Genomic DNA, 11,759 nt, shown 5'->3' on the forward strand with positions numbered 1-11,759 from the left:
CGTTCCTGGCCCACGGTTCCCTCACCGAACCGGGCCGGTCGTCCGCGCTCGAGGTCAGCTGCCCCGGCCCGGAGGCGGCGCTCGCACTGGTCGGGGCGGCGCGCAGACTCGGCATCTCCGCGAAGGCCCGCGAGGTACGCGGCACCGATCGGGTGGTGATCCGCGACGGCGAGGCCATCGGCGCACTGCTCACCCGGATGGGGGCGCAGGACACCCGCCTCGTGTGGGAGGAACGCCGGATGCGCCGGGAGGTCCGGGCCACCGCGAACCGGCTCGCCAACTTCGACGACGCCAACCTGCGCCGCTCCGCCCGCGCCGCCGTCGCGGCCGCCGCACGCGTCGAGCGGGCCCTCGACATCCTGGGTGACGAGGTCCCCGACCACCTGGCGGCGGCCGGACATCTCCGCGTCGAGCACCGGCAGGCGTCGCTGGAGGAACTCGGCCAGCTCGCCGACCCGCCGATGACGAAGGACGCCGTCGCAGGCCGCATCCGGCGGCTGCTGTCGATGGCGGACCGCAAGGCGAAGGAAACCGGGATCCCCGACACCGAGTCGGCGGTCACCGCAGACCTTCTCGACGACGCCTGACCGGACGAACGGGACGCTCCTTGCCTCGGATCGCACGAGCGTCCCGTTCGTTCGAGGTCGAGCCGGCCGGGAAAGGGCGCCCGGAGGTGACTGCGCGCGCGTGTGGCCCGCGCACTAGGGTAAGAGTCACATCGACCGATGAACCCCCGCGCCGACCACCCGTCGGTGGTGTCGTAGCGGCGCGGGAGCAGAGCTGCACAACCAGAATCATGCGCAAAGGAGCAGATTGTGACTGTCCGGGTAGGCGTAAACGGTTTCGGCCGTATCGGACGTAACTTCTTCAGGGCGGTGGATGCGCAGAAGGCGCTCGGAACCACCGACATCGAGATTGTGGCGGTCAACGACCTCACGGACAACGCTTCGCTGGCGCATCTCCTGAAGTACGACTCCATCCTGGGTCGTCTCCCGCACGACGTCTCGCTCGAGGGCGAAGACACCATCGTCGTCGGAAGCCAGAAGATCAAGGCTCTCGCCATCAAGGAAGGCCCCGCGGCGCTTCCGTGGGGTGACCTGGGCGTCGACGTCGTCGTCGAGTCCACCGGCATCTTCACCGACGCAGCCAAGGCGAAGGGCCACCTCGAGGCCGGCGCCAAGAAGGTCATCATCTCCGCCCCCGCCAAGGGCGAGGACATCACCATCGTGATGGGCGTCAACGACGACAAGTACGACGGCAGCCAGAACATCATCTCCAACGCCTCGTGCACCACCAACTGCCTCGGCCCCATCGCCAAGGTGCTCGACGACGAGTTCGGCATCGTCAAGGGCCTCATGACCACGGTCCACGCGTACACCCAGGACCAGAACCTGCAGGACGGCCCGCACAGCGACCTGCGTCGCGCCCGCGCCGCCGCGCTGAACGTGGTCCCCACCGGCACCGGCGCCGCCAAGGCCATCGGCCTGGTCCTCCCGCAGTTGCTCGGCAAGCTGGACGGCTACGCGCTGCGCGTCCCGATCCCCACGGGTTCGGTCACCGACCTCACCGCGAACCTGCGGAAGTCGGCCAGCGTCGAAGACATCAACGCCGCGATGAAGGCCGCCGCCGAGGGACCGCTCAAGGGCATCCTGAAGTACACGGACGCCCCGATCGTGTCGTCGGACATCGTCACCGACCCGCACAGCTCGATCTTCGACTCCGGCCTCACCAAGGTCATCGACGATCAGGCCAAGATCGTGTCCTGGTACGACAACGAGTGGGGTTACTCCAACCGTCTGGCCGACCTCATCGGTCTCGTCGCCAAGTCTCTCTGAGCGAAGGTCCGGTAACAGTGGCAGTTCAGACTCTCGACGATCTGCTGAACGCTGGCGTCGAGGGGCGTGCCGTGCTGGTGCGCTCCGACCTCAACGTTCCGCTCGACGGTGACCGGATCACCGATCCCGGGCGCATCATCGCTTCCGCGCCGACGCTGAAGGCGTTGGCGGAGGCGGGCGCCAAGGTCATCGTCACCGCCCATCTGGGTCGCCCCAAGGGCGAGCCCGACCCGCAGTACTCCCTCGCACCGGTGGCGGTGAAGCTCGCCGAGGTGCTGGGACGCAACGTCCAGCTCGCCGGCGACGTCGTCGGGCAGGACGCTCTGGCACGTGCGGAGGGGCTCACGGACGGCGACGTTCTCCTGCTGGAGAACATCCGCTTCGATCCGCGGGAGACCAGCAAGGACGAGGCCGAGCGGACGAAGCTCGCCAAGGCACTGGTCGAACTCGTCGGCGACGACGGCGCGTTCGTGTCCGACGGGTTCGGTGTCGTGCACCGCGCGCAGGCGTCGGTGTACGAGGTGGCCAAGCTGCTCCCGCACTACGCGGGCACGCTCGTCGAGGCCGAGATCAAGGTGCTCGGCAAGCTCACCCAGGAGGCCGAGCGGCCGTACGCGGTCGTGCTCGGTGGATCCAAGGTGTCGGACAAGCTCGCGGTGATCGAGGCGTTGGCCCCCAAGGTCGACACCCTCGTCATCGGTGGCGGCATGTACTACACGTTCCTCGCGGCGCAGGGCGTCTCGGTCGGCAACTCGCTGTGCGAGGAGTCGATGATCGACACCTGCAAGGCGCTGCTCGAGCAGTACGCCGACGTCATCCACATCCCGCAGGACGTGGTCATCGCCGATTCGTTCTCGGCCGACGCCGAGTCGAAGATCGTGTCCGTCCTCGAGATCCCGGACGGCTGGATGGGTCTCGACATCGGACCTCAGTCGGTTCGCCGGTTCGCGGCGATCCTGACCAGCGCGAAGACCGTGTTCTGGAACGGCCCGATGGGCGTGTTCGAGTTCGAGAAGTTCGCCGCGGGCACCAAGGGTGTCGCCGAGGCGATCATCGAGGCCACCGGGAAGGGCGCGTACAGCGTCGTCGGGGGCGGTGACTCCGCCGCGGCGGTGCGCCAGCTCGGTCTGCCCGAGGACGGGTTCTCGCACATCTCCACCGGTGGCGGCGCCTCCCTCGAGTACCTCGAGGGCAAGGAACTCCCCGGCATCGCAGTTCTGGAGGGCTGAGGCATGGCACGGAAGCCGCTCATCGCCGGCAACTGGAAGATGAATCTGAACCACTTCGAGGCCATCGCGCTGGTTCAGAAGATCGCCTTCTCGCTCCCGGCGAAGTACTTCGACAAGGTCGACGTGACGGTGATCCCGCCGTTCACCGACATCCGCAGCGTGCAGACCCTCGTCGAGGGCGACAAGCTCCTGCTCACCTACGGTGCGCAGGACGTGTCGGCCCAGGATTCGGGTGCGTACACCGGCGAGATCAGCGGCTCCATGCTGGCCAAGCTGGGTTGCACGTTCGTCGTCGTCGGGCACTCGGAGCGCCGGACCCTGCACTGCGAGGACAACGACACCGTCCTGGCCAAGACCAGGGCCGCACTGAAGAACGGGCTCACCCCGATCGTCTGCATCGGTGAGGGCCTCGACATCCGCGAGGCCGGCGAGCACGTGTCCTACAACGTCGAGCAGCTGCGGGGCTCGCTCGCCGGACTGTCCGCCGACGACATCGCCAAGGTCGTCATCGCGTACGAGCCGGTGTGGGCCATCGGAACGGGTCGGGTGGCCAGTGCCGCCGACGCGCAGGAAGTCTGCGCTGCGATCCGCGCCACGCTCGGTGAGCTCGCCTCCCCGGCGGTCGCGTCCGGTGTCCGCGTGCTCTACGGCGGCAGCGTCAACGCGAAGAACGTCGGTGAGATCGTCGGTCAGACGGACGTGGACGGCGCCCTCGTGGGCGGCGCCTCGCTGAAGGCCGACGAGTTCGCCACGCTGTCGGCGATCGCCGCAGGTGGACCGCTGCCCTGACGCTTCTCCGCCGCTCGTGCGCCTTTCCGGTACCTACCGCTACCGGAAAGGCGCACGGGTGCGGCGCGCCTGTAGGGTGTACGAGGTCGTAAGTTGTTCCTACTGGATGGGTGGACGTAGACAGACATGGAACTGTTTCTGGATATCTTGCTGGTGGTCACCAGCTTGCTGCTGATTCTGCTGGTGCTGCTGCACCGCGGTAAGGGTGGCGGTCTGTCCAGCCTGTTCGGCGGCGGCGTCCAGTCGAGCCTGTCCGGTTCCACCGTGGTCGAGAAGAACCTCGACCGGCTCACCGTGTTCACCGGCCTGATCTGGTTGATCGCCATCATCGGCATCGGCCTGGAGATCAAGTTCGGCTGATCTGCTTCATCATGCAGACGGGCCGTCACCGGTCGATACTGGATGAATGATCGAAACCCCACGTGAGGCCACCGAACCACTCCGCGAAGACATTCGGCTCCTGGGCGGCATCCTCGGTCAGATAGTGCGGGAACAGGCCGGAGACGACGTCTTCGACCTCGTCGAGAAGGCCAGAGTCGAATCGTTCCGGGTTCGACGGTCCGAGATCGACCGCGCCGAGCTGGCGGACATGTTCACCCAGGTCTCCACCGGCGACACCATTCCCGTCATCCGGGCCTTCAGCCACTTCGCCCTCCTGGCCAACCTCGCCGAGGACATCCACCGCGAACGCCGGCGCGCCGTCCACGTCGCGGCCGGTGAACCCGCGCCCGACAGCACCCTGTCCGCCACCTACGCCAAACTCGACGCCGCGCATCTGGACAGCGCCGTCGTCGCCGATGCGCTGCGCGGGGCGCTCGTGTCGCCCGTCATCACGGCCCATCCCACCGAGACGCGTCGGCGGACGGTGTTCGACACCCAGTCCCGCATCACCGAACTGATGCGCTACCGCGAGCGCACCGCCCTGACCGAGTCCGAGACGGCCGACGTCGACGTCCGGTTGCGGCGTCAGATCCTCACCCTCTGGCAGACCGCGCTGATCCGGTTGTCGCGGTTGCGGATCCAGGACGAGATCGAAGTGGGCCTGCGCTACTACGACGCGGCACTGTTCGAGGTCGTCCCGAAGATCAACGCCGAACTCCGTGGCGCGCTGCGGTCGCGCTGGCCGGACTTGGATCTGGGCCGGGAGCCGATCCTGCGCCCCGGATCGTGGATCGGCGGTGACCGCGACGGCAACCCCTACGTCACCGACGAGGTGGTCCGGACGGCCACCACCCGGGCCGCGGCCACCGCCCTCGAACATCACCTCGAGGGACTCGAGACGCTCGAACGGGAACTGTCCATGTCGGCACGCCTCGTCACCGTCACCCCCGCTCTGGACCTCCTGGCCGCGGCGTCCCAGGACGATTCACCGTTCCGCGCCGACGAGCCGTACCGGCGCGCGGTGCGCGGCATCCGTGGGCGTCTCACGGCCACCGCGCAGCGCATCCTCGGCGACACGCCGGACCACGGCCTCGACCTCGGGCTCGCACCGTACGACACCCCGCGGCAGATGCTCGACGAACTCGACATCGTCGACGACTCCCTGCGGCGCGGCGGCGACGGCACGATCGCCGACGACGGGCTGGCGAGTCTGCGGGACTCGGTGGAGGTGTTCGGATTCCACCTCTCGGGACTCGACATGCGTCAGAACTCGGACGTGCACGAGACCGTCGTCGCCGAGTTGCTGGCCTGGGCGGGGGTGCACGACGACTACGCGTCGCTGTCCGAGGACGAGCGGGTGGAACTGCTGTCTGCGGAGCTGTCCACGAGGCGTCCGCTGACCACCGCGAACGCGGAGTTCAGTGAGCTGACGACGAAGGAGCTCGCCATTGTCCAGGCCGGCGCCGACGCCGTGCGGACGCTCGGTGCGGGCGCCGTGCCGAACTACATCATCAGCATGTGCACCTCCGTCAGTGACATGCTCGAGGCCGCGGTGCTGCTGAAGGAGGTGGGACTGCTCGACCCCGGCTCGGGGGAGGCGCCGTCGTGCCCGGTGGGCATCGTGCCGCTGTTCGAGACGATCGAGGACCTGCAGCAGGGCGCCGCCACACTCGAGGCCACACTCGAGGTCCCGATCTACCGGGCGCTCGTGTCGGCGCGCGGCGACTCCCAGGAAGTGATGCTCGGGTACTCCGATTCCAACAAGGACGGCGGATACCTGGCGGCCAACTGGGCGCTGTACCGCGCGGAGCTGGATCTGGTGGACACCGCGCGCAAGACGGGAATCCGGTTGCGGCTGTTCCACGGTCGCGGCGGCACCGTCGGTCGCGGCGGCGGCCCCAGCTACGAGGCCATCCTGGCGCAGCCGCCCGGCGCGGTCGCCGGATCGCTGCGGATCACCGAACAGGGCGAGGTGATCGCCGCCAAGTACGCGGAACCCCGCCTCGCGCAACGCAATCTCGAAACGCTGCTCGCCGCGACACTCGAGGCCACCCTGCTCGACGTCGAGGGTCTCGGCGACGACGCCGAACCGGCCTATCGCATCCTCGACGAACTCGCGGCGCTTGCCCGCCGTGCCTACGGTGAATTGGTCCACGAGACACCCGGATTCGTGCAGTACTTCGAGATGTCGACGCCGGTCGCGGAGATCGGGGCTCTCAACATCGGCAGCCGTCCCGCCTCCCGCAAGCAGACCACTTCCATCTCCGACCTCCGGGCGATCCCGTGGGTGCTGTCCTGGAGCCAGTCCCGGGTCATGCTGCCCGGGTGGTACGGCACGGGTTCGGCGTTCGAGGAGTGGACGCAGGGCGACCCGGAGAAGGTGGCCACGCTGTCGCGTCTGTACGAGAAGTGGCCGTTCTTCCGGACCGTGCTGTCGAACCTGGCCATGGTGATGTCGAAGTCCGACATGGGTCTCGCCGCACGCTACGCGGAACTGGTGCCCGACGAGGAACTGCGGCAGCGGGTGTTCGGCAAGATCACCGAGGAGCACGAGCGGACGATCCGGATGTACAAGGCCGTCACCGGCAACGACACGTTGTTCGCCGACAATCCCGGACTGGAGAGGTCGGTGCACAACCGGTTCCCGTACCTGGAGCCGCTCAACCACCTGCAGGTGGAACTGCTGCGCCGGTACCGGGCGGGCGACGACAGCGATCAGACGCGCCGCGGCATCCAGCTCACGATGAACGGGCTCGCCACCGCACTGCGTAACAGCGGGTAGGCACCGTCGGTCCCCGGCCCCGTCAGGAAGGTGCGAACTTTCTTGCGGGGCGGGGGAACCGAACTGTCCGCCCCTGCGTCAAAACGGGAAAGAGCAACAATGTTTCCGAGGCGAAGGGGCGATGGATGAGGCGCTGTGCGGGAAACCCGGTCACCTGGCGCGGGGGAGCTGGAACTCGGGGGACGAGCATGTCGAGCCCCCGACGGGCCGGTCGGATCGTCACCGAATGCCGGGTCACCCGGACACCGGTCGAGCGGGACCCCCGGTCGCCCGCCGGGTTACCGGCGGACGACGAGGACCCCGTCGGTTGAGAGTGTCAGCGCGGCAGGCGGGATGCCGCCGACGTGTCCAGCAGCCACCGGGTGGCCGAGAGACCGCGCGCCCCGGATGCCGGGATCTCGACCGGGGGAGCGCCCGCGACCGCGGCGGCCACGGCCTCCGCTTTCGCCTCACCCGACACGACGAGCCACACCTCGTCGGCGTGCCGGACGGCGGGCAGGGTCAGCGTGACCCGCACGGGCGGCGGCTTGGGGGAGTCCGTCACCGCGACGACGAATCGGTGCTCCTCGCGTACCGCGTCGGTGTCGGGGAACAGCGAATTGACGTGACCCTCGCCGCCCATGCCGAGCAGATGGACATCGAAGACTGGAACCTGCCTGCCGTCGGCGTGCGCACCCAGCACCTGCGCATACGCGACGGCGGCTGCTTCCGGATCGTTCTCGTAGATCCCGTCGGCGACGGGCATGGTGTGCACCCGGTCGGGATCGACGTCGACGTGGTCGAGCAGCGCGGCCCGCGCCTGCACGTCGTTGCGTTCCGGGTCGCCGCCGGGCAGGAACCGCTCGTCGCCCCAGAAGATGTCGATGGCCCGCCAGTCGATGTCGCCCGGGTTCTCGCGGACCTTCTCGAGCAGACCGATCCCGGTTCCGCCGCCGGTGAGGACGACCGACGCCGACCCGCGTTCCTTCTGGGCGGCGACGACGGTGTCGACGAACCGTTGCGCGGCCTTCGTCACCAGCGTGTCGGTGTCGGGATGGACTTCTACATGGATGTCACTCATACGTCACCTTCGTCAGCCCGGCGAGTGCGGTCGCGTAGACCTCGTCGGGGTCGAGTCTGCGTAGTTCCTCGGCCAGGCATTCGCTCGTCTCACGCCTGCGGAGCGCGACCCGCGCATCGGGTTTCCCGGTGCGCGTGAGGGTCGCGGTGGTACCTGTCTGGGGGCGGCTGATGGTCAACGCGCCACCGTCGGCGAAGTTGAGCTCCACGAACAACGGGCCGACCCGCCGGGTGACCGGTGCGTCGACGCGGCTCGCCAACCATCCCGCGATCATGTCGACTGCGGGCTCGTCGACGAGCCCGGACACCACCGCCGATTCGATCGGCGAGTGCGGCGGCTGGTCGACCGCCGACGTCAGGAGGGCACGCCAGTACGTGATGCGGCTCCACGCCAGATCCGTGTCACCCGACGAGTACGACGCGAGTCGGCTCTTGATCTCGGCGGCGGGATCCGCGCGATCCGTGGCGTCGGTGATGCGCCGGATCGCCAACTTGCCCACAGGATCCTGGGCCGGCACCGCCGGGGCGGTCTCCGGCCACCACACGACGACGGGTGTGTCGGGGAGCAGGAACGGCACCACCACGCTGCTCTCGTGGTCGGCGAGTTCGCCGTACAGGCGGAGCACCACGACCTCCGACGCCCCGGCGTCGCCGCCGACGCGGATCTGCGCGTCCAGCCGGGGTTCCGCGTCACGGGACCCCCAGGCGACGACGATGACGCGGCACGGATGCTCGCGGCTCGCCTCGTTCGCGGCGTCGATGATGTCTTCCGAGTACTCACTGTCGCGGGTGCACACCACCAGCGTGAGCACCCGCCCCAAGGTCACCGCGCCGCCGGTCTTGCGCAGCTCCACCAGCATCTTGTTGACCTGTCCGGTGGTGGTCGCGGGAATGTCGGTGATCATCTACGGCCTTCTCCATTCACGACCGGTGCGGTGCATCATTTCGTCAGCCGACGGTGGACCCCACGTGCCGGCCTCGTAGGGTTCCGGCCTGCCACCCGCCGCCCAGTGCTCGAGGACGGGATCGAGGATCTCCCACGACAGTTCCACCTCGGCGTTGACCGGGAACAGGGAGGGCTCGCCGAGCAGCACGTCGAGGATGAGGCGCTCGTACGCCTCGGGCGACGACTCGGTGAACGCCTGGCCGTAGCTGAAGTCCATGTTGACGTCGCGGACCTCCATGCTGGAGCCGGGGACCTTCGACCCGAATCGCATGGTCACGCCCTCGTCCGGCTGCACCCGGATGACGAGGGCATTCTGGCCGAGTTCCTCGGTCATCGTCTGATCGAACGGAAGGTGCGGTGCCCGTTTGAACACCACCGCGATCTCGGTGACCCTGCGGCCCAGACGCTTTCCGGTGCGCAGATAGAACGGCACCCCCGCCCAGCGGCGGGTGTCGACGTCGAGCGTGATCGCCGCGAACGTCTCGGTCGTGGAATCGGCGGCGAAGCCCTCCTCCTCCAGCAGCCCGACGACGGGCTGCCCACCCTGCCAGCCTCCGGCGTACTGCCCGCGGGCAGTGGTCTCGTCGAGAGGCTGGGCGAGCTTGGTGGCGGAGAGAACCTTGATCTTCTCCGCCTGCAGCTCGGACGGTTCGAAGCTGATCGGCTCCTCCATCGCGGTGAACGCGAGGAGTTGCAACAGGTGATTCTGGATGACGTCGCGTGCCGCCCCGATGCCGTCGTAGTACCCGGCCCGCCCACCGAGACCGATGTCCTCGGCCATGGTGATCTGGACGTGATCCACGTAGTGGGCGTTCCAGATCGGATCGAACAACTGGTTGGCGAATCGCAACGCCAGAATGTTCTGGACGGTTTCCTTGCCGAGATAGTGGTCGATCCGGAAGACCGTGTCCTCGGGAAAGACCTCGTTTACCACCTCGTTGAGTTCGCGGGCGCTCCCGAGGTCGTGGCCGAACGGCTTCTCGATCACCACACGACGCCACTGGTGGTCGGTCGACTGCGCGAGTCCGGCCTCGGACAGCTGCTTCAGGACCACCGGGAACGCGTCCGGCGGAATCGCGAGATAGAACCCGTGATTGCCGCCGGTCCCGCGTTCACGTTCGAGCGTGCCGAGGGTGGACGCGAGTTCCTGGAAGGACGCCGGGTCGTCGAAGCTGCCCTTGACGAAACGCAGACCCTCCGACAGTCGCTCCCAGACGTCCTCCCGGAACGGAGTCCGCGAATGTTCGCGCACGGCATCGTGCACGACCTTGCCGAAATCCTCGTCCGACCAGTCCCTCCGGGCGAACCCGACGAGAGCGAACCCGGGCGGCAGAAGACCACGATTGGCCAGATCGTAGATGGCGGGCATCAACTTGCGCCGGGCAAGGTCGCCGGTGACACCGAAGATCACCAGCGCACACGGCCCGGCGATGCGTGGTAGGCGCTTGTCCCTACTGTCGCGGAGTGGATTGACCCAATCGTCTGACGCTGCGGGCACGCTCACGTATCAGCTCTTTTGCCCTGCTGCGCGGAGCTGCTCCGCGGTGGCGTCCAGGAGCTCGTTCCACGACACCTCGAACTTGTCGACGCCCTCGTCCTCGAGGACCTTGAACACGTCGGTGAGGTCGATGCCGACGGCGGTCAGCTGGTCGAACACCTCCTGCGACTCGACGGCGGTGCCGGACACCGCGTCGCCGTGGATGTCGCCGTGATCGGCGACGGCGTCGAGGGTCTTCTCCGGCATGGTGTTCACCGTGTTCGGCGCCACCAGTTCGGTGACGTACAAGGTGTCGGGGTAGTCGGGGTTCTTGACTCCCGTCGACGCCCACAGCGGGCGCTGGGGGCGGGCGCCGTTGCCGAGCAGGCCCTGGAAGCGCGGCTGCACCTCGAAGATCTGCTGGTACGCCGCGTATGCGAGGCGGGCGTTGGCGAGGGCGGCCTTGCCGCGCAGCGCGAGCGCGTCGGGGGTGCCGATCTTGTCGAGCCGCTTGTCGATCTCGGTGTCGACGCGGGAGACGAAGAACGACGCCACGGAGTGGATCCGCGAGACGTCGTGGCCCGCGGCCTTGGCGGCCTCGAGGCCGTCGAGGTAGGCGCCCATGACGAGTTCGTAGCGTTCGACGGAGAAGATCAGCGTGACGTTGACGCTGATGCCCTCACCGAGCACCTTGGCGATGGCCGGGATTCCGGCCTCGGTGGCCGGGATCTTGATGAACACGTTGGGGCGGTCGACGATCTTGAACAGTTCGACGGCCTGCGCGACGGTCTTGTCGGCGTCGTGGGCGAGGCGCGGGTCGACCTCGATGGAGACCCGGCCGTCGACGCCACCGCTCGCCTCGAACTGCGGGGCGAGGACGTCGCAGGCGGCGCGGACGTCGTCGGTGGTGACCGTGCGGATGGTGGCTTCGACGTCGGCGCCGCGTTCGGCGAGTTCCCGGACCTGCGCGTCGTACACGTGGCCCTTGCTCAGTGCCGCCTGGAAGATCGACGGGTTCGTGGTGACACCGACGACGCTCTTGGTGGCGACGAGCTCGGCGAGGTTGCCGGACTCGATGCGGTCACGGGAGAGGTCGTCGAGCCAGACCGAGACGCCGGCTTCGGAGAGCTTCTGGAGATTGGGGTTCTGAGTCATGGCGTTCTATCCCTTCACGCGTGCGAGCGAGCGCTGTGCGGCTGCGGTGACGGCCTCGGCGGTGAAGCCGAACTCGCGGAACAGGGTCTTGTAGTCGGCGGAGGCA

Annotated in this window: 10 protein-coding genes; 6 read left to right on the forward strand and 4 right to left on the reverse strand. The window is 68.1% G+C overall.

Features of this window, described 5'->3' with window-relative positions; translation table 11 throughout:
• From whiA to ppc, 6 genes are all read left to right on the forward strand, one after another.
• Positions 1 to 587: DNA-binding protein WhiA (whiA, locus tag RJ1_RS43450; protein ID WP_073370635.1), on the forward strand; the 587-nt coding region annotated here is incomplete at its 5' end.
• Positions 588 to 815: 228 nt separating this feature from the next.
• On the forward strand, positions 816 to 1,835 hold the full coding sequence (gene gap, locus RJ1_RS43455) for a type I glyceraldehyde-3-phosphate dehydrogenase (protein ID WP_073370637.1): 1,020 nt from the start codon (positions 816 to 818) through the stop codon (positions 1,833 to 1,835).
• A 17-nt stretch (positions 1,836 to 1,852) separates the two neighbouring features.
• Positions 1,853 to 3,064 carry a phosphoglycerate kinase gene (locus tag RJ1_RS43460; RefSeq protein ID WP_073370640.1) on the forward strand — a complete coding sequence of 404 codons (1,212 nt, stop codon included), beginning with the start codon at positions 1,853 to 1,855 and terminating at the stop codon, positions 3,062 to 3,064.
• Positions 3,065 to 3,067: 3 nt separating this feature from the next.
• Positions 3,068 to 3,853: a triose-phosphate isomerase gene (gene tpiA / locus RJ1_RS43465; RefSeq protein WP_073370643.1), complete on the forward strand. Its 786-nt coding sequence runs from the start codon at positions 3,068 to 3,070 to the stop codon at positions 3,851 to 3,853.
• Between the two features lie 126 nt (positions 3,854 to 3,979).
• Positions 3,980 to 4,213, forward strand: coding sequence for a preprotein translocase subunit SecG (gene secG, locus RJ1_RS43470; protein ID WP_005241788.1), 234 nt, complete (start codon positions 3,980 to 3,982; stop codon positions 4,211 to 4,213).
• Between the two features lie 46 nt (positions 4,214 to 4,259).
• A complete protein-coding gene (gene ppc / locus RJ1_RS43475; protein ID WP_073370646.1) occupies positions 4,260 to 7,016 on the forward strand; it encodes a phosphoenolpyruvate carboxylase in 2,757 nt (918 codons plus the stop codon).
• Between the two features lie 316 nt (positions 7,017 to 7,332).
• Here ppc and pgl read toward each other — a convergent pair whose 3' ends face one another.
• The 4 genes from pgl to tal are packed head-to-tail and all read right to left on the reverse strand — an operon-like array spanning position 7,333 to position 11,653.
• Entirely contained in the window at positions 7,333 to 8,076 is a 744-nt protein-coding gene (gene pgl, locus RJ1_RS43480) for a 6-phosphogluconolactonase (protein WP_073370649.1), read from the reverse strand.
• On the reverse strand, positions 8,069 to 8,980 hold the full coding sequence (opcA, locus tag RJ1_RS43485; protein WP_073370651.1) for a glucose-6-phosphate dehydrogenase assembly protein OpcA: 912 nt from the start codon (positions 8,978 to 8,980) through the stop codon (positions 8,069 to 8,071). Before opcA ends, pgl begins: the two co-directional genes overlap by 8 nt.
• Entirely contained in the window at positions 8,981 to 10,525 is a 1,545-nt protein-coding gene (gene zwf / locus RJ1_RS46505) for a glucose-6-phosphate dehydrogenase (protein ID WP_073370654.1), read from the reverse strand.
• 3 nt (positions 10,526 to 10,528) lie between these two features.
• Complete coding sequence (gene tal, locus RJ1_RS46510; RefSeq protein ID WP_073370657.1) at positions 10,529 to 11,653, reverse strand: transaldolase; 1,125 nt, start codon at positions 11,651 to 11,653, stop codon at positions 10,529 to 10,531.
• Between the last annotated feature and the right edge of the window lie 106 nt (positions 11,654 to 11,759).

Origin of the sequence: Rhodococcus jostii NBRC 16295, assembly GCF_001894825.1 — a bacterium.
Classification (GTDB): Bacteria; Actinomycetota; Actinomycetes; order Mycobacteriales; family Mycobacteriaceae; genus Rhodococcus_F; species Rhodococcus_F jostii.